The 17,470-nt window shown below is 43.7% G+C and carries 18 protein-coding genes and 2 pseudogenes; 4 read left to right on the top strand and 16 right to left on the bottom strand.

The window, feature by feature from the left end:
• From AC50YO_RS22130 to AC50YO_RS22145, 4 genes are all read right to left on the bottom strand, one after another.
• Positions 1 to 135: Rha family transcriptional regulator (locus AC50YO_RS22130; protein ID WP_494850517.1), on the bottom strand; the 135-nt coding region annotated here is incomplete at its 3' end.
• Between the two features lie 20 nt (positions 136 to 155).
• Entirely contained in the window at positions 156 to 422 is a 267-nt protein-coding gene (locus tag AC50YO_RS22135) for a group-specific protein (RefSeq protein ID WP_494850380.1), read from the bottom strand.
• Between the two features lie 14 nt (positions 423 to 436).
• Entirely contained in the window at positions 437 to 1,117 is a 681-nt protein-coding gene (locus tag AC50YO_RS22140) for a Rha family transcriptional regulator (RefSeq protein WP_494850382.1), read from the bottom strand.
• 127 nt (positions 1,118 to 1,244) lie between these two features.
• The gene (locus tag AC50YO_RS22145) at positions 1,245 to 1,478 is read right to left on the bottom strand and encodes a helix-turn-helix domain-containing protein (protein ID WP_494850383.1); all 234 of its coding nucleotides are present in this window, start codon (positions 1,476 to 1,478) and stop codon (positions 1,245 to 1,247) included.
• A 93-nt stretch (positions 1,479 to 1,571) separates the two neighbouring features.
• On the opposite strand from AC50YO_RS22145, the pseudogene AC50YO_RS22150 reads away from it, so the two are divergent.
• The 3 genes and pseudogenes from AC50YO_RS22150 to AC50YO_RS22160 all read left to right on the top strand — a co-directional run.
• Positions 1,572 to 1,757 (top strand): annotated as a pseudogene (locus AC50YO_RS22150) (helix-turn-helix domain-containing protein); the annotation flags it as partial.
• Positions 1,758 to 2,045: 288 nt separating this feature from the next.
• A pseudogene (locus AC50YO_RS22155) lies at positions 2,046 to 2,234 on the top strand (transcriptional regulator); the annotation flags it as partial.
• 297 nt (positions 2,235 to 2,531) lie between these two features.
• Positions 2,532 to 3,695 carry a site-specific integrase gene (locus AC50YO_RS22160; RefSeq protein ID WP_494850385.1) on the top strand — a complete coding sequence of 388 codons (1,164 nt, stop codon included), beginning with the start codon at positions 2,532 to 2,534 and terminating at the stop codon, positions 3,693 to 3,695.
• A gap of 64 nt (positions 3,696 to 3,759) precedes the next feature.
• Here the strand turns inward: AC50YO_RS22160 and glnA are convergent, their stop codons facing one another.
• The 6 genes from glnA to AC50YO_RS22190 form a co-directional block, all read right to left on the bottom strand.
• Positions 3,760 to 5,088 (bottom strand): type I glutamate--ammonia ligase, encoded by a 1,329-nt coding sequence (glnA, locus tag AC50YO_RS22165; protein WP_494850386.1) that lies wholly within the window; start codon positions 5,086 to 5,088, stop codon positions 3,760 to 3,762.
• Between the two features lie 54 nt (positions 5,089 to 5,142).
• A complete protein-coding gene (locus AC50YO_RS22170; protein ID WP_494850387.1) occupies positions 5,143 to 5,553 on the bottom strand; it encodes a MerR family transcriptional regulator in 411 nt (136 codons plus the stop codon).
• A 61-nt stretch (positions 5,554 to 5,614) separates the two neighbouring features.
• A complete protein-coding gene (locus tag AC50YO_RS22175) occupies positions 5,615 to 6,901 on the bottom strand; it encodes a methionine gamma-lyase family protein (protein ID WP_494850389.1) in 1,287 nt (428 codons plus the stop codon).
• 37 nt (positions 6,902 to 6,938) lie between these two features.
• Positions 6,939 to 8,222, bottom strand: coding sequence for a GTPase HflX (gene hflX, locus AC50YO_RS22180; RefSeq protein WP_494850391.1), 1,284 nt, complete (start codon positions 8,220 to 8,222; stop codon positions 6,939 to 6,941).
• Positions 8,223 to 8,433: 211 nt separating this feature from the next.
• The gene (locus tag AC50YO_RS22185) at positions 8,434 to 9,405 is read right to left on the bottom strand and encodes an AAA family ATPase (RefSeq protein WP_494850392.1); all 972 of its coding nucleotides are present in this window, start codon (positions 9,403 to 9,405) and stop codon (positions 8,434 to 8,436) included.
• A gap of 52 nt (positions 9,406 to 9,457) precedes the next feature.
• Entirely contained in the window at positions 9,458 to 10,357 is a 900-nt protein-coding gene (locus AC50YO_RS22190; RefSeq protein WP_494850393.1) for an RNA ligase family protein, read from the bottom strand.
• A gap of 622 nt (positions 10,358 to 10,979) precedes the next feature.
• Here AC50YO_RS22190 and AC50YO_RS22195 point away from each other — a divergent pair.
• Positions 10,980 to 11,225, top strand: coding sequence for a hypothetical protein (locus AC50YO_RS22195; protein ID WP_494850395.1), 246 nt, complete (start codon positions 10,980 to 10,982; stop codon positions 11,223 to 11,225).
• Positions 11,226 to 11,387: 162 nt separating this feature from the next.
• Here AC50YO_RS22195 and AC50YO_RS22200 read toward each other — a convergent pair whose 3' ends face one another.
• The 6 genes from AC50YO_RS22200 to miaA all read right to left on the bottom strand — a co-directional run bounded on the left by AC50YO_RS22200 (position 11,388) and on the right by miaA (position 17,469).
• Positions 11,388 to 12,065, bottom strand: a complete 678-nt coding sequence (locus tag AC50YO_RS22200) for a SanA/YdcF family protein (protein ID WP_494850396.1) — start codon at positions 12,063 to 12,065, stop codon at positions 11,388 to 11,390.
• Positions 12,062 to 12,619, bottom strand: coding sequence for a ribonuclease FAU-1 family protein (locus tag AC50YO_RS22205; protein ID WP_494850397.1), 558 nt, complete (start codon positions 12,617 to 12,619; stop codon positions 12,062 to 12,064). The genes AC50YO_RS22200 and AC50YO_RS22205 overlap by 4 nt, the downstream gene beginning before the upstream one ends.
• A gap of 174 nt (positions 12,620 to 12,793) precedes the next feature.
• The gene (locus AC50YO_RS22210) at positions 12,794 to 13,444 is read right to left on the bottom strand and encodes a peptidylprolyl isomerase (RefSeq protein ID WP_494850398.1); all 651 of its coding nucleotides are present in this window, start codon (positions 13,442 to 13,444) and stop codon (positions 12,794 to 12,796) included.
• Between the two features lie 79 nt (positions 13,445 to 13,523).
• Complete coding sequence (locus tag AC50YO_RS22215) at positions 13,524 to 16,085, bottom strand: transglycosylase domain-containing protein (protein ID WP_494850400.1); 2,562 nt, start codon at positions 16,083 to 16,085, stop codon at positions 13,524 to 13,526.
• 155 nt (positions 16,086 to 16,240) lie between these two features.
• Entirely contained in the window at positions 16,241 to 16,483 is a 243-nt protein-coding gene (gene hfq, locus AC50YO_RS22220; RefSeq protein WP_494850401.1) for an RNA chaperone Hfq, read from the bottom strand.
• Positions 16,484 to 16,500: 17 nt separating this feature from the next.
• Positions 16,501 to 17,469 carry a tRNA (adenosine(37)-N6)-dimethylallyltransferase MiaA gene (gene miaA / locus AC50YO_RS22225; protein WP_494850519.1) on the bottom strand — a complete coding sequence of 323 codons (969 nt, stop codon included), beginning with the start codon at positions 17,467 to 17,469 and terminating at the stop codon, positions 16,501 to 16,503.
• Between the last annotated feature and the right edge of the window lies 1 nt (position 17,470).

Below are 17,470 nucleotides of genomic sequence, written 5' to 3' on the forward strand. Positions count from 1 at the left end.
GGCGTGTGAAAATTCCTCACTACATTCTAGTCCTCTTATGTCCCTAAGAACCTTATCGTGATCTTTCCCAAACACTTCCGATACTGTTAGACTGTCTGTTACTGCTTGTCCATTTTCAATGTGTACTAAGTTCATGTTGTTTCATCCTTTCTTATTTAAGACGAATGTTCTGCTAACCAAGTAAGTAGAAATTCTCTCGACTCCTTGGCAGGGTAGTACCACTTCCCGCCGATTTTGTACTTTGGAAACAATGGATGATAGAAAAATGTTTTTTGAATCGTTTCCATACTCATGCATGTTCGCTTGATCAATTCGTTTGAATCCCAAAACACATATTCAGCATCAACCTGCTTAACCAAATCATCAATACGTTGACGAACAAGGTTACGGGTTTCTTCTTCATTAACTGAGATGGAGATCACAGTATAGTACCTCCTTATGCGATTAATTTAAGGCGACATCTATCATAAAATTGAACTAACGCCTGTTTTCTCTGCTCGAAATCTGGCATTGCCAAAAGCAATCCAATGTCAGCGCGCTGCAGCGATTCAACTGCAAGAATTTGAGTGCTGCTCAAATATGGGCGAATCGATTGCCCCTTTGCTATGCCGTGCAGTTCCCGGAATTGCTTTGCGTTCATCCCAAGCACAATTCGATTAATCATGTCGGCCTCATTGCTGAAATGATGGAAAGAGACGTCCTTGCCCTGCATTTCTCTTGCTGTCTGAATTGCATTGGTGAACGCAGGATGTTCGAGTTTTGCAGTAATTACAGACTTGATGAACAATTCCATTTCGTTGAAGCGCTGAATGTAGGCTTCTTTGAATTTCATTGCTTTTCTGCCGTTAAACCCCATTGCGATAATTGAAAAACCGTCTTTCGTGAGTAAGTATTCAGGGTTCCGTTTACCTGAAGCGTCTTTGTAACGACTGAGCGCAAAATTGCGTTCAGTGAATTCTACACTCGCTCCACTTGTTGGTGCAGTGATCTGCTCAATTGAACGAAGTACATCTGCATGTCGCTTTCCAAACTCTTCGGCTACTTGCCGACTGCTGCAAAATACTTTTCCACCACGTTCATACAGACCGTATTCCGGGTTAAGGATCAGCTTTATCATTTCGTCACCTAACTTTATCAAATTTAATTTTAGTTATAGGCAAAACTAAATAAGACCACAAATAATACTTGCGCAAACCCAAATGAAAGTATATAATTCTAACTGTTGGTAAAACTAAATTTGAGTTTTATCGCAAGTAAAACTCCGGCTTATGCAAGTCGGGAAACAACTCAGTGTCTGAAACTTTAAAATAGAACTGCATTCTTTTGAGAAGCCGTGTCCCTGGAACGGAACGTCCGTTTTCTAATTCCCTTAGATGGGTTTCTGTAATTCCAAGTTCATCAGCAATAAATCTTTGCGTGCCTTTTGCTTCACGCACTTCTTTTAAACGTGTTCTAACGTTTGTTTTTGTTGAAATCATTCACACTCACCTCCTGTTCTAAAACAATAATATCACTCAAATATAATTTGAGCAATAGGTGATTACTAAAATTTTATTTGTGGAGTTGGTATTATGCAGTCCCTTGGTAATAGAATACGAGAATATCGTAAAAAAAGAGGATACACACAGCTTCAAATGGCCGAAAAATTAGAAATGACTGAAGCTAATTTTTCGAGTTATGAGAGAGATAAAAGCAAACCGCCCGTTGAAAAGTTAATTAAAATTGCATCCATACTTGGTGTATCAACAGACTTCTTAATGTACGGCGAGTACACGGCAACCGAACTAGTGAAAATTGAATTAGACCGTTTCAAAGTCAATAAGTTAGTTTTAGAAAATTATCATGAATTACTAGTTTTTTTAATTAATATAGCCAATAAATACGATGGAGTTATAGGGGTAGATTATGCTATTTCTGCTGGAGTCTGCGGTTTGCATCATGCTTGTCAAGAATATGATGAAAATTCAGATATTCAATTTCTTGATTTTGCCTTTATGAAAATCGAAAGCGAAGTACTGGATGCATTAAAAGAGACTGGGTTTCCCCCTATTTGGGCAACACCAAAAGATAAACTAGACCTAAAAAAAATGTTGAAAGAAGATGGTCTAATGTTTGATGGAACACCGCTGACTGAAAGCGACCGCCAACGTGTTATGGACGTTTTGACCGGCCTGTTCTGGGAAGCAAAGCAAATGAACAAACGACCAAAAAAAAGCGATGACCATTCTGATTAAACCGACAACAAGCAGGTGCTGCCATGGATACGTTTCCTTTGCGCCCATGAATCGGGCATTATCAGTTTCACCTTGGCTTCAACCGCTTTGGGCTTGAAGAGCATCCCTATTTCAACGTCTGCCTGCTGACGGCCGGCGATAACTGGAGAGCAGCGAGACCTTAGCGGAGCTGCTTTCCCACAACCGAATACCGAAAGAAATGGACAAATTTTATTGATGAAATCCTTGCGCTTACCAGCCGGAAGGCTGTTTAAATATACCCAAAAACCGAACGTATGTTTGATTGGAGGAATAAAATTGGCAAATTATAAGAAGCATCCAACAGGTTGGGAGTTTCGGCTAAAGTACGCAGACCCCTTTACCAAAAAGGAGAAGGAAAAATCAAGGCGAGGATTTAAAACGAAAGCGGAGGCTGAACTGGCCGCAGGAGATTTTTTAAGAAGCCTTAAACGAGGGTTTGAACAGGAAGATATCCCTCTAGTTGACTACCTTAATAACTGGATCGAGAAATACAAAAAAGGGGTGGTAAGAAAAAATACATTGAACATCCATAAAAACAATGTCAAAAATCACATAACTCCTTATTTTAAGAAGCTTATGTTGCTTAATCTTAAACCTGACATGTACCAATCTTTTTTAGATCATCTTGTAGAAACAGGATTAAGTCGCCGCACCATTGAAATAATAAACTCTACAATGTACGGGGCTCTTGAGCATGCGGTAGTACAAGGCAAACTGGAACGTAACCCCATCATAGGATCAGTTATTAAAGCTAGGAAGAATAAAAAAGTTGTAAGCTTTATAGACTCAGATGACATACCAAAATTTCTATCAGCTGCTCACCATTATGGATATATATACTGGATATTCTTCAATCTATTAATTGAGACTGGTATGCGTAAAGGAGAAGCAGCAGCATTAAAATGGGAGGACATAAATTTCAAGGAGAGGACTATTCGGATTGATGAAACGTTGGATTTCCAAGCTGGAGAAGAGGAAGAGTTATTCGGGGATACTAAAACATTACGGTCAGAACGTTTAATTACCATCAGTACAAGACTTGTAAATGATCTAAAGTTTCATGCAAACTGGCAAAACCAAAATAAGCTCAACCTCGGAAATCTATATCGCCATGATTTAAATCTAGTACTATGCCGAGTCGATGGAAACTTCATGCCAAAATCTTCATTATTCAATGCCTTTCAGCGCATCCTAACCCGAGCTGAGATACCGATGCTCCCTATCCATTCATTACGCCATACTTGTGCAGTTATCATGCTTGAGGCAGGCGCCGACATGAAGTATGTCCAAGAATACTTAGGACATGGCAGTATACAAATTACTTCTGATGTCTATGCTCACATTTCCAAAAAAATTGATGTAAGAAATAGCGACAAAATTGAAGCCTATAAAAACAAAAAGTTCGGGGGCATTTCGGGGGCATCCCCGGAAAAGAGTTAATCCCCTCCAGAGTGCCCCCGAATAAAAACCCCCGAAACCCCGCGCCATTACTGGATTCTTCGTCCTAGTAAAGCGTCAAATATTGATCTCTCTCCCATTGGTGAACTTGCGTCTTATACATGTCCCACTCAATGGCTTTGAGCTCGTAGAAGTGAGCTAGCGCATGATCGCCAAGCGCATCACATACCACTTCGCTGCGAAGCATTTCGTCCAACGCTTCCTTCAGATCTGCCGGTAAGCTTGGAACACCTGATTCGATTCGCTCTTCTTCCGTCATAATATAAATATTACGGTCGATTGGAGCAGGCAATGCTGTTTTGTTCTTAATGCCATCCAGGCCTGCTTTGAGCATGACAGCCAGCGCCAAATATGGATTAGCAGCAGGATCGGGATTACGAACTTCAACACGTGTGCTAAGCCCACGAGAAGCTGGAATTCTGATCATCGGAGACCGATTGCTTGCTGACCAAGCAACGTAACAAGGCGCTTCATAGCCTGGAACCAGACGTTTGTAAGAATTAATTGTCGGATTCGTAATAGCAGCCATTGCACGAGCATGCTCCAATATACCTGCCATATAATAACGAGCTGTATCGCTAAGCCCAAGCTTATCCGATTCCTCGTAGAATACATTTGTATTGCCTTGGAATAAAGATTGGTGGCAGTGCATGCCTGAACCGTTAACCCCAAATAGTGGCTTCGGCATGAATGTTGCATGCAGGCCATGCTGTCTTGCTATCGTTTTTACAACCAATTTGAACGTTTGAATCTGATCGGCTGCTTTAATTGCGTCTGCATATTTAAAGTCGATCTCATGCTGGCCAGGAGCAACTTCATGGTGAGAAGCCTCAATCTCGAAGTCCATTTCTTCAAGAGTAAGTACAATCTCTCTACGACAGTTCTCCCCCATATCCATTGGCGCCAGGTCGAAATATCCGCCCTGATCGTTAAGCTCTGTTGTTGGATCACCATTCGCATCGGTTTTGAACAGGAAAAATTCCGGTTCTGGACCAACATTCATCGCTGTGTAACCCATTTCCTCTGCTTCTTGCAAAGCACGCTTGAGAATACCGCGCGGGTCACCTGCGAACGGTGTACCGTCCGTCATATAGATATCACAAATCAAACGAGCAACACGGTCTTGTGAAACCCATGGGAATACAACCCAAGTATCTAAATCGGGATATAAGTACATGTCAGATTCTTCAATACGAACATAGCCTTCAATTGAAGATCCATCAAACATCATTTTATTGTCAAGCGCCTTGTCCAACTGGCTTACAGGAATCTCAACATTCTTGATTGTTCCAAGTAAGTCAGTGAATTGCAGGCGGATAAAACGAACATTTTGCTCTTGCGCGATACGTTTAATATCTTCTTTAGTAAAGCTCACACGAATCATCTCCTAAGTTTGGTGATGGGTGATGCTAAGTCACTCCAATCAGAATTATCGCTTGTTCAGGAAGCGCGACAATTGGCCTTGAATAAGGGAAGCTTGCCCCGGCCTTTTCTCAATCAATTGTTGCTTAAGCAAACGATGAAGCTGTGCATCGGATAACTCTTTACGCTTTACTTCGGACTGCTCGCTGACGATAGTAGCATCATCGGATTCCTTAGAAACCGGATTCATAACTTGCTTGATTCCAGCGATATTGACACCCTTCTCAATTAACGCTTTAATCTCAAGAAGCCGTTCCACGTCGTTAAATGAGAATAAACGTTGATTGCCTGCCGTTCTAGCTGGCACAATTAATTCATGCTGCTCGTAATAACGGATTTGGCGGGCCGTTAGATCCGTTAGCTTCATTACGATGCCTATCGGAAATAAGGCCATATTTCTACGTATATCATCACCCATGTCGCATCAACCTTCCAGTCCTACATTTATATGTCTAGTTTAACGTCCTTCCAAAAACATGTCAAGTTATGTTAGCTTCTATCACAACCAATCCTCTGTCAACCATGCGATTCAAGGCGGTCAAAACGCCGAATTTGGCATGTGCAAAGGTTAGTCCTCCCTGCATATAAGCAATATACGGCTCTCGGATGGGCGCATCAGCGGATAACTCCAAGCTTCCGCCTTGGATGAATGTTCCTGCAGCCATAATAACGGGATGCTCATACCCCGGCATATCCCAAGGCTCCGGAACGACATGTGCATCAACAGCGGCAGCTTGTTGAATACCCTGAACGAAAGCAATTAAATGCTCGGCACTGCCAAAGCGTACGGCCTGAATCAGATCCGTCCTAGAAGCATCCCAACGAGGCTGTGTCTCGAAGCCAAGCTTTTCAAATAAGGCAGCCGCGAATACACTTCCTTTTACAGCCTGTCCAACCAGATGTGGCGCGAGGAACAGTCCCTGATAGATCGAACGCAGCGTTCCTAGCATAGCTCCAACCTCTACACCAATGCCTGGAGCAATTAGGCGATTCGCTGCTGCTTCAACCGCCGAGGCAATCCCCGTTATATAGCCGCCTGTAGACGCAAGGCCACCACCCGGATTTTTGATTAAAGAACCCGCCATAAGATCCACACCAACCTGTGTAGGCTCCAGCAACTCGGTAAACTCCCCATAGCAATTATCAACGAATACAAGCACATCAGGCTTAATCTGTTTAACCCTGCGAACCATTTCCCCTATAGCTTCCACGGAGTAGGAATTACGCCAGCTGTACCCACGGGAGCGTTGAATACCGATAACCTTTGTGTGCTCGGTCATTTTTTGCTCAATTTCTTCCCAATTCAAATCACCGTTATCTAGTAAAGGAACTTCCCCGTATTTCACTCCCCAATCTTGCAGGGAGCCTGTCCCATCCCCAGGCTTGCCAATCACCTTATGAAGTGTGTCATAAGGCGTTCCTGTCATATAGAGCAGTTCGTCTCCTGGCCTAAGCAGACCGAACAGCGCACAGCTTATCGTATGGGTTCCTGAAGCAAAATGAGGACGAACCAAAGCAGCCTCTGCGCCAAATACATCCGCATAGACGAGGTCAAGCACCTCACGCCCTCTATCGTTGTAGCCATAGCCTGTCGACCCATTAAAGTGGAAATCACTAACTTTATGTCGTTGGAATGCCTGAATCACCTTCCATTGATTCTTCTCTGCAATGCGATCAATTGACCGCAGCTGTTGCTCCGCAAGCTGCTCAGCGGCATCCGCTAGCTGCTCTAGCTGTGTCCAAGTTTCATTATGTTGCTTATTCATGCTGGTATTCCCTCTCCCTATGTTCTCATAACCTATCTCATACAATATATGGCTTCAAACGATGTCCATTCACTTCATAATCTTGACGGCTTACTTGCAACGTGATTCGCATATATTCCGATTCAATTTCCTGCCTAATAACCTCGCCGCTGCGATAGGCTAGAGCGATTAATTCACCGCGGTCAGCAGGAAGAGCAAAGGTAATCGTGTCTCCCGTCAGCTTATCCTGAATCTTTTGACGAAGCAGTAGCTGATCTTCCGGATCATAAGCATTGATAACTAACGTATCGCCTGCTGCATGCGGCAATTCACTGCTTTCTTCCGTACACAGATCTTTTTTATTATAGACTGTCAAGCTGGGCGTACTGGCTGCTCCGAGATCACCTAATATGTTGTCCACGACGAGCATTTGCTCATCCCGCATCGGTGAGCTGCTGTCTACGATATGTAGAACAAGATCGGCTTCGAGAACCTCCTCCAATGTGGCACGGAACGCCGCAATTAGGTCATGAGGCAGGTTCTGGATAAAGCCTACTGTATCAGTCAGAATCACTTCCCTGCCATTAGGAAGCTCTAAGGTTCTTGATGTCGGATCAAGCGTTGCGAATAATTGATTCTCGACATAAACATCTGCACTGGTCAATTCACGGAGCAGCGTAGACTTGCCTGCATTCGTATAACCAACAAGCGCAACTTGGGTAACGCCTGCTTTGCGCCGCCTTGCACGATGGAGCTCTCTATGACGAACGACTTCTTTCAGTTGCGATTTCAGGTCAGAAATTCGATCGCGAATATGTCTGCGATCGGTCTCCAGCTTTGATTCTCCCGGCCCCCGTGTGCCAATTCCCCCACCGAGTCGAGACAGATTCTTGCCATGGCCCGATAGCCTTGGCAGCAAATAACTGAGCTGAGCCAATTCTACCTGAATAATGCCTTCCTTGGTCTTCGCACGTTGAGCAAATATATCCAGAATAAGCTGAGTACGGTCAACTATTTTTAAATCGAGCGCAGCCTCCAGATTACGAACCTGAGCACCCGACAGCTCCTGATCAAAAATTGCCGTTGTTGCCCCCATCTCATCTGCGATGAGGCGCAGCTCCTCTACCTTTCCCTTTCCAATAAACCATTTCGTATCCCGTGCTTCCTTGTTCTGGGTCATTGTGGTCAGAACTTCAGTCCCCGCAGTCTCAGCTAACTGAACAAGCTCTTCAAGCGAATGCTCCGGATCACTAATACCGCGCTTCACCTCAGGAGTAACCAAGCTGACGAGTACAGCCCGTTCATTCATCGTCATCGTCGTATCATACGTTTTATCACTCATGGCCTGCTCCTTTGGTTTACATGACTAAGTTTATCATTAGGGCTTGCGCTGCCAAAGCTATTTTATCATTTTCAACTGATTCGCACATCATCTTATCATTTATTATTAGAATATCCTTGTCGTTCTAAACGAATAATAGCTCCCCAGCTTAGGTTCAAAGCGTTCCAAAACAAAGACATGCAGTTTCATAAAGGGGCTTTCTCATGTCCCTTTATGAAACTGCATTTCCTTCACTTGATTTATAATCTGCTTGATCCGTTAAATCCTGAGGAAGAAGCTCCATTAAATCCTGCCTTGATAAGACGCGATGCTTGCTCATTAGCCTGACAGCTTGCTTCCTGATTGATTTTTCCAGTACATTTCTAATATATCTGCCATTGCTGAAATTATCGCTCTCTAGCTTTTCAGCAGTAATTAATCCTAACATTCTATATTTCGATTCTTTTGCCAAAATATAATCTCTTTCAAGTACCATTTTATCAGCAATTGTCATTAATTCTTCCACAGTATAGTCAGGAAAATCAATTTGTAGAGGAAACCGTGAAGGCAGGCCTGGATTCGTTTGCAGGAAGTAGTCTGTTTCTACAGGATATCCTGCAAGAATGATGACGATATCATGCTTGTTATCCTCCATTGCTTTAACGAGACAATCGATTGCTTCTTTGCCAAAATCTTTTTCTCCGCCGCGCGCCAAGCTATAAGCTTCATCTATGAACAGAATGCCGCCAATTGCTTTTTTTATTAGATCTCTTGTCTTAGAGGCGGTATGTCCTATGTACTCACCCACCAAATCAGCTCGTTCTACCTCTATAAAATGACCCTTGCTCAAAACGCCCATTGCTTTGAATAGCTTGGCGATTATTCTGGCCACTGTAGTCTTCCCTGTTCCTGTATTGCCTTTGAAAATCATATGATAAACCTGATTATCAGATCTAAGCCCTGCCTCGGCTCTTAGTTTGTTTACGCGAAGTATGGCATAAATCTGATAGATTAATTCTTTAACCTCTTTCAAGCCCACCATTTTGTTAAGCTCATTAAAAACCTCCACATACGTCTCTTCTAGCTGCGTCTTTATTGAAACCTCCTCTTGCTTTACTAATTGACCGCCATTACTTTCATTGGACTTAAACACTACATTTATTTTGGCGTTGTTAACCGTAATTTCACGTTCGTTCTGATTCATGCACATCACCTCTAGACTAGTCTATGCCATAGCTTGAGGGATTAATTCTATTTCAATATGCGGTTCTTCCTTCACCAGCTTCTCGTTCATTCAAGATTGATTTGATCATCGAAGGCAAACTCTTACCTATACATCTTCCAATAGCTTTTTCTTCATAGGTGTGGTGTGAATCTGATTCTTCTTTCATAATATCGTCATAAACTCTATTCCCGAGATGCTTTAAAATGATCCCCATATCTTCGATTCCAAATTGCTCATCAAGTACGTTTTCATCAACAAGTTTGTACAATAATTTCTCTACTCTTGCCTTAGTTACACACTCTTCAACAAATAATGCTTCTGGTGATTGGGTCCTCGTAGCTTTTGGTGCTCTCTGTTTGTGAACTTCTTTAAATTCATCAGTAACCACTTTAATAAAGCACTGTTTTCCATAGCTATTTTTATAATGTACGTTCTTAACAACCACTCCCTCGCCTCTTGCTCCTAATACCGACTGGCCAACAAATGATTGCACATGCTCGACAGACTGATACTTGCCCTCATAGAACAACGGAATTAAATTTATGGATAGACGATGAGACTCCTCTTGCACTAGTGAAAAGCTCGCATACTCTCCCATACAGTCATTGTAAATATCGTACAAATAGAACTGGTCCTTATGGCTTCCATAATTCAGCTTGTGCTTGACAAGCCATTCGCCATAATAAATAACACCTACGAGCAATTTAGAGGAATCTAGCGTTTGAGTCCATTCATAGAACCCTCTTAAATTATTCTCGGGGCTTAACTGAGTATTGCGTGAGAATGCTTCAACTATATCTCCAGATCGTTTGAATGAGGCATTAGCTCCATCCAGCTTTTCTTGAATGACAATCTCATCGCCTTCATTCAACACACCTACTGCAGTTTTATGACCAAGACGAATAATATCCGTATACTTATGAACTTCCATTTGATCGCAGCTCCTAGTCGTTTCTTTAATAGTAAGCACGCAAAAAAACACCTTAATCCAATTAGATATAAGATGGTTTTATTGTTAATATATATATAAAAATCTCATTAAATGATAAACATCTCTTTCATTGCCTGTCAATAGGAAGCTATTCTCGCTTCTTAATTTTAACCGCAACTGCTTATTTTTTAAATTTTGATTTGAAAATAACGATGACTCCGCCAAGGAAAATTCCAACTATAGCCCAACCTGCTATAAATAATGCTGAATCCATACCAAACACCCCTTATCTAAAAATGTTCATAAATATGTTGAAATTATAGTTTACTTCTGGAGCTCATCACGTTAAGCTTACAAAGGCGATGTTTGCTGCTATCTTATATTTCTACATAAGATACTTATTTTCAAAACAACAATGTACCAAGCCACAGGTGCAAAGTCAAGTTTGTTCTTACAATGGACATACGTAAGCAGCTTGTATTGTCATTTCAGAATCGCTTACAATAATGAAGAATAAATATTTGCTGCTTTAGAAGGGGATTGAATATCCGCCCGCTATTGGGAAACCCTAATAACTCAAATGTTGATTTCCATTGTTAGTATTTTTAGGAGGGTAATATATATGATTCAGAAACCAACATTCTCACCTGGACAAGAACTAAAATCAGATCAAGATATTCAAAACGCAAAGTCAGCCAAAGTGCCTGTTACGGTCTATCAAGATGCTATGCGTCTAAGACCAGCACAGCCAATAATCGCGTATAATGAAGATATTGTTAAAATTGCTGACGGCACAACTTTTCTTCGCAGAGTCACAAGCTTCTATACTTTGACCGAAGAAGAGCAAGAAGCATATACGGCGAAATAAGAATCTATCTGAGGGGAGGAGCTTAACGCTCTGTACCCAGAGGATGTCGTTCCCATTCCTATTATACATAAGGAGTGAAATTAAAAATCCCTACTGACTCATCTGAATTTCGGATGTCTCAGAGGGATTTTTAATTTTGTGCAACGGCAAATATAAACCAAACTACGTTGTAACATCAGGGGTTCGATAACCCAGCTTGAGAAGGGCTGCATCGAGCTTCCATTTCGTAAAAGCAAGCACCTCTCGCGTCTCATTGTACAGAGGATTAAGAACCTTAGACTCGGTCCCTGCTACATCTACATTCGAATAATTAAGAGCTTGTGCAATATCCAGAGCTCTCGCTGAATGATAATCATGTGTAATAACGAGAAGCTTGTCCCAGCCCTCTGTCTCTGCAATCAGCTTGCTGAATAACAGATTCTCATAAGTGCTGCGTGCTGCATTTTCTAACTCCAGCTTGTCCGCAGGAATGCCTTTGCTAACCAAATAATCGCGCATTCCTTCTGCTTCCGTCTTCTTTGAACTCGCGTAATCCAAGCCGCCAGTCAATATGAGGTACTCAACCGTGCCATTCTTGTACAGCTCATACGCATAATCCAGGCGCTCTCTAAGCGCAGGGCTTGGCGCATCATTCCATAAAGCTGCCCCCAATACAATTCCCGCATCTGCCTTGGAGAGCGTCTTGGAGGAATCATAGCCGTTAATTAACCATAATAAATAACCACACCATATAACGCCCGCGACTATACCCCATGCTATAGTGCGAAACAGGAGCAGCCACGGACGAAATTTCTTCCGTCGTTTGTGTGTTCTGCTCCTCGCCCCAACTACATTTCTCATGATTCACTTAGCTCCCCGGTTCTTTGGGATAAGCTCTTGCGATGCTTCAAGCTTAAGGTGAAATAGCGGAACCTTCCGTTCCGAATACTGGATAGCAATCTTCCTGCCGTCTTGCGTGCCATAGCTGCTTCTTTCCCTGTGACTTCACCAAGACGCAATGCGTCCTCGAGCTCATCTTCATCTAATAAGAACACTTCGCCAGTTGGAAGCACAACTACATCGAGATAAAGGTCATCGAACCAGGGAACCTGCTGGTCTGTCATGCCTTGTGTCTTGCAAATATCAATATACCATTGCACGACACGGCCCTTATCGTCGAACATCGTTGTTACTACAAAATGCTCACCCTTCGGAAAATGCTGCATCCACAAGTAGCCGCGATCTGCCAAGCAAAGTCTTCTGCCGTTATATTCTTTCCAAAGAGGTTCTCGGAGCTCATGAATACGGTAAAATGTGACGAGTCCTTTGAACTCATCGCTGTCTAGCACCAAGCAAGAATAGCTTTTGCGTAAAATCCGGCGCCAGTTAGCCCGATCAGAAAATTTTCGTTTCATACGGAACGTACCTTTCCGTTGAGATAAGCCTCGACGGCTTTCATTGATGATGGATTGCTTTGTAAAAAGCTTACCATATCTTAACGTCCATCTCCAGTTGTCAAGAAAAATAAACCAAGCTTCAAGAAGGCATAAAAAAGCTTCGCCGCTCTTATAGGGCGGCGAAGCTTGGTTTTATTTGACTTCAATCGTTATGGACTCAATAATAACATCCTCAATCGGGGTCGTCGTGTTAACAGGAGATTGCGAAATTAGCTGTACAATATCCATTCCTTGTGTAACCTTGCCGAATACAGAGTAATTCGGTGCTTGATTCAGGTTATCAGCATCAGGGCCTGTACAGATGAAGAATTGGCTTCCTCCTGTATTGGCCTGTCCCATATTGTACATCGCTACTACACCAGTCTCATACTTTAGGTCTGCATCCAGCTCATCGGGAATAAAATATCCCGGGTTGCCAGTACCATTGCCTTTTGGATCGCCGCTCTGAATCATGAACGACTCAATCACGCGGTGAAAGGTTAGACCATTATAAAAGCCTTCCTTCGCTAAAAAGACGAAGTTATTTACTGTAACTGGAGCTTCCTTCGCATACAATAGAACCGAAAAGTTACCCTTATTCGTCTTGAAATTCGCGTGATAAGACTTATTCAGCTCAATTGACATCTCCGGCATTTTGTCCCATTTCATTTGCTTTGCCGATACAGTGGAAGCCGGCTGGCTACCGGACTGCGATTCAGGAGACGATCCGCAGCCTCCGAGTAATGCTGCGGCTGTCAGCAGCATAATGATCGCGCTCCAGCCGCTCCCCTTCTTCTTGCTCATCTCTTACAATCAACTCCTACCCGCTTCAGCCAAATACAGTAACTGCATAAGCATCATGCTATACATCCTTCAGCATCTTTTATTCAAATTCCATAAAGTCCTCACTGCCATCTTCTCCACCGGTCGCTCCAACACTGCCATCACCTGGCTTATTAGTTTGACCATTTCCTTGCCCGTTTCCGTTTCCTTGTCCATTCCCATTCCCAGCCCCGTCACCTGGTACGGTAGGGGTCGGCGTAGGGGTTGGCTCAAGCCCTCCGCCATTACCTGGATTATTCGGATCGGTTGGGGTTGGCGTAGGGGTTGGCTCGATTCCAGGGCTCTCTCCTGGATCCAGGCTTCCATCCGGATTCGGTTCTGGCTCCATCGGAACTTCCGGTATATCAATCTCCGTCTCCGGTATTTGGACCTTGACCGTATTAGACGCTTTACTTTCCAGATTCGCCTCTGCATTATAGGCAACGACATAGTAATCATACGTGATTCCTGGGAAGACACTCATATCATCAACCCCAGTTGCCGTTAGGGAATCAACAAAACGGATAAACTCACCTTGCGATTCATCTTTTCTGAATACTTGATACGTAATGCCTTCGCTGTTCGCAGGGGCTGTCCATGACAGCTGTACCTTCATTTGTTCAGGTATATAAGTCGCATTGAAATTCGATACGCCAGCCTGCTCTGCTGGAACCTCTTCCTTCACGCCTGAAGGCTGCTTGAAGCTAGAAGCCGGAACACCCTTCATCGCTTGGCTCATAACCTTAGAGAACATCTTAGCGGACTGTGAGCTGCCTTTCTTAATAACATGCTGCTCATTAGTAATATCGTAGCCCATCCAGACTGCTGCTGTCCACTCTGGCGTATAACCCACGAACCAAGCATCACGGTTAGCGCTGGAATTAAAATTTTTCAATCCGTGCTGTGTCGTTCCTGTCTTGCCGGCTACTGGTCTATCAATACGTGCACTGGTGCCCGTACCGCCCTTTTGAACAACCTTCTGCAGCATCTCCGTCATATACCAAGCTGCCTGCTCACTGATGATCTGCTTGGAAGCTGGTGCCTTATACGTATAGATGTTTTTCTTCGCACTATTGGTAATCTTGGTAATTGTGTGAGAATCAACTGACTTGCCGCCATTAGCGAATACGCTGTACGCTTCGGCCATCTGCAAAGGTGTCACGCCATGGGTTAATCCACCTAACGCAATAGTCAAGTTACGGTCATTTTTGCTATCTAGCTCAAAGCCGAATTTCTTAGCGTATTCCAATCCGCTCTTCACGCCAACTTCATTAAGCATCCATACTGCTGGCAAATTTCGCGATTGCTTAACGGCTTCCGCCATGGAGATCGGAGTTGCGCCTTTGGAATCTCGCGGACAATAATTTCCAAAGCATTTCTTGTCATTCGCAAGAACCGTCCAGGGGAAGTATTTCCCAGTATCCAGTGCCGGAGCATATGACGTTATTGGCTTAAATGCCGAGCCTGGCTGACGTGGCACCTCTACACGGTTAAGACCTTTTTTGACATAATCACGTCCGCCAGCCATTGCTTGAATCGTACCGTCACGATGATCCATTATAATCATCGCACCCTGTACCTTTTGATCTTCCGGGCTTTCCTCGAAGTTGCTGTCATCAGCAAATTCTTTTTCAACCGTTTCCTGAGCTTTCGGATTCAGTGAAGTATAGATCCGGTAGCCGCCTATTCTTAGCTCTTCCTCTGTCATTCCCTGAGGCATCACCTTAACGGCTTCCTCTACTACATAATCGACATAGGCTTTATACGGATCAGCAAATTTCTCATCCGTATTAGTTGGCTGTACATATTTGGCCGCCTTCGCTTCATCCATCTCAGCCTGTGTAACGAGTCCTTGATCGAACATCAGCTTCAGCACGACTGCGCGGCGCGCTTCGGAAGATTCCAGATCTTTAATCGGATTGTAACGGTTCGGAGCCTTCGGCATTCCTGCCAATGTAGCAATTTCCCATAGCTCCAGCTCTTCAAGCGGCTTGTCGAAATAATAATCGGCAGCTGCCTTCACGCCATATACTTTACCGAAATAAATCCGATTCAAGTACATCGTCAGAATTTCGTCTTTTGTCTTATTATTCTCAAGCGCGACCGCAATAGAAGCTTCCGTCGCTTTCCGGAATAACGTCTTGTCTGCGGTCAGGAACATATTTTTAGCTAACTGCTGCGTTATTGTACTTCCGCCCTCTACTGCACTGCGGGCAATCACGTCTTTTACAACCGCCCGTCCAATGGCCCAGAAGTCAATCCCGGAGTGTTCATAGAAACGTTGGTCCTCTGTAGCAACGAATGCTTGGAGAAGCAGCTTTGGAATTTCATCAAATTCAGCGATTTCACGATTCTCATTCGCATGATAGAGCTTCGTTACTTCCTGTCCATTCACATCATATATGATGGATGCTTCGCCCATGACGAGCATATCTGCTCTTTCCGTTAGAATCCTTTCCCCGTTCAGAATAATAAGCAAATATCCAATGATTCCGCATACGATTGCAATGACTCCGGTAAAAAATAAAGCAAAAAACCATTTTCGCGGTGTCAGCTTTCTTTTTTTCTTGCCCTTTCCCTGCGTCTTGGGCGCAGGTGATCTTCTACTAGGTTGTTCAGCCATGCCGATTCCCCTCCTGTTGTCCGTATAATCGGATCTATCTCTTTATTTATACCCCGGAATAGAAAGAACAACCCTGATGGAGCGGGTTGTTCTACCTTACCGCTATCTAGTTAAACGTTACGCAGGATTAGAAAGTTTCAGTCTCTGCTATGACCTTAGGACTCTGAGCTGCTGTTATCCTGCATAAGAGATACGTTCCGCTGTGGCGTAAACGTCGAAATCGCATGCTTGTACACCATTTGTTGACGACCTTCACTATCAATGATAATAGTGAAATTATCAAACGCTTTAATAACGCCCCTGATTTGAAAGCCATTCATAAGAAACACCGTAACCGGAATGCTGTCTTTGCGCAATTGGTTCAAGAACGTATCCTGAATATTGATCGATTTGTTCATTGGACGTTACCTCCGTCTTAAAAAGATTGATTAGAAGTATATTCAAGATTGTCTTGAAACTTTCCTGCTATTATACCATGAATATGCTCTAAATTGTTGTGAAAATTTGCGTCCATGTCAATCCACGCAATATCCTTCATATGCCGGAACCAGGAAAGCTGACGTTTGGCAAATCTTCTTGTATCTCTTTTGAGCAAGGTAACGGCTGCCTCAAGTGTGCATTCCCCCCGCAAATACATGGCAATCTCCTTATAGCCTAAGCCTTGCATCGCAACCGCATGAGGCGGTACACCGCCAGACAGAAGCTTACGGACCTCTTCTACAAGCCCTTCCTCCATCATAAGATCGATCCGCTGCTCAATCCGCGCATATAGCACGGCACGATCCATTGTAAGGCCTATTAGACATAGTTCGTAAGGAGACTCCTTTTTCTGTCCCTCAAGCTGAGAAGATAGCGTCTGGCCCGTCAAATGGTAAATTTCGAGCGCTCGAATAATTCTCCGCTGGTCATTGGGATGCAGCCGCTTGGCTGAAGGCGGGTCAATCTCCTCCAACCTTTGGTGAAGCGCTTCTGCCCCATGCTCCAGCGCATAACGCTCCTGTTCCTGCCGGAACAGCTCATCAGAGCCGCTCTCAGCAAACTCAAACCCATAGCAGACCGACTCCACGTAGAGCCCTGTACCGCCTACAATAAAAGGCAGCTTCCCTTTTCCTGCGATTTCCTCAATACTGGCTCTGCAGCCAGTCTGGAAATCTGCTACAGAATAAGGGGTCTGCGGATCACAAATATCAATCAGATGATGCTCGATTCCTTCACGCTCCGCAAGCGGAAGCTTAGCGGTTCCGATATCCATGCCTCGATATACCTGCATCGAATCTCCCGATATAATCTCGGCATTCCAAGCTTTGGCAAGTTCGAGGCTTAGCTGGGTCTTGCCAACGGCCGTTGGGCCAATTAGTACAAGCAGCGGCTGCTTCTGTGTCATA

This window comes from Paenibacillus sp. J22P59, assembly GCF_059383895.1.

Coding starts and splice junctions, on each gene's coding strand:
- miaA (WP_494850519.1), bottom strand. CDS start 17,469: ATGACACAGAAGCAGCCGCTGCTTGTACTAATTGGCCCAACGGCCGTT.
- AC50YO_RS22175 (WP_494850389.1), bottom strand. CDS start 6,901: ATGAATAAGCAACATAATGAAACTTGGACACAGCTAGAGCAGCTAGCG.
- AC50YO_RS22195 (WP_494850395.1), top strand. CDS start 10,980: ATGATTCAGAAACCAACATTCTCACCTGGACAAGAACTAAAATCAGAT.
- AC50YO_RS22205 (WP_494850397.1), bottom strand. CDS start 12,619: ATGAAACGAAAATTTTCTGATCGGGCTAACTGGCGCCGGATTTTACGC.
- AC50YO_RS22185 (WP_494850392.1), bottom strand. CDS start 9,405: ATGAATCAGAACGAACGTGAAATTACGGTTAACAACGCCAAAATAAAT.
- hflX (WP_494850391.1), bottom strand. CDS start 8,222: ATGAGTGATAAAACGTATGATACGACGATGACGATGAATGAACGGGCT.
- hfq (WP_494850401.1), bottom strand. CDS start 16,483: ATGAACAAATCGATCAATATTCAGGATACGTTCTTGAACCAATTGCGC.
- AC50YO_RS22145 (WP_494850383.1), bottom strand. CDS start 1,478: ATGATTTCAACAAAAACAAACGTTAGAACACGTTTAAAAGAAGTGCGT.
- AC50YO_RS22200 (WP_494850396.1), bottom strand. CDS start 12,065: ATGAGAAATGTAGTTGGGGCGAGGAGCAGAACACACAAACGACGGAAG.
- AC50YO_RS22210 (WP_494850398.1), bottom strand. CDS start 13,444: ATGAGCAAGAAGAAGGGGAGCGGCTGGAGCGCGATCATTATGCTGCTG.
- AC50YO_RS22140 (WP_494850382.1), bottom strand. CDS start 1,117: ATGATAAAGCTGATCCTTAACCCGGAATACGGTCTGTATGAACGTGGT.
- AC50YO_RS22190 (WP_494850393.1), bottom strand. CDS start 10,357: ATGGAAGTTCATAAGTATACGGATATTATTCGTCTTGGTCATAAAACT.
- AC50YO_RS22215 (WP_494850400.1), bottom strand. CDS start 16,085: ATGGCTGAACAACCTAGTAGAAGATCACCTGCGCCCAAGACGCAGGGA.
- AC50YO_RS22170 (WP_494850387.1), bottom strand. CDS start 5,553: ATGGGTGATGATATACGTAGAAATATGGCCTTATTTCCGATAGGCATC.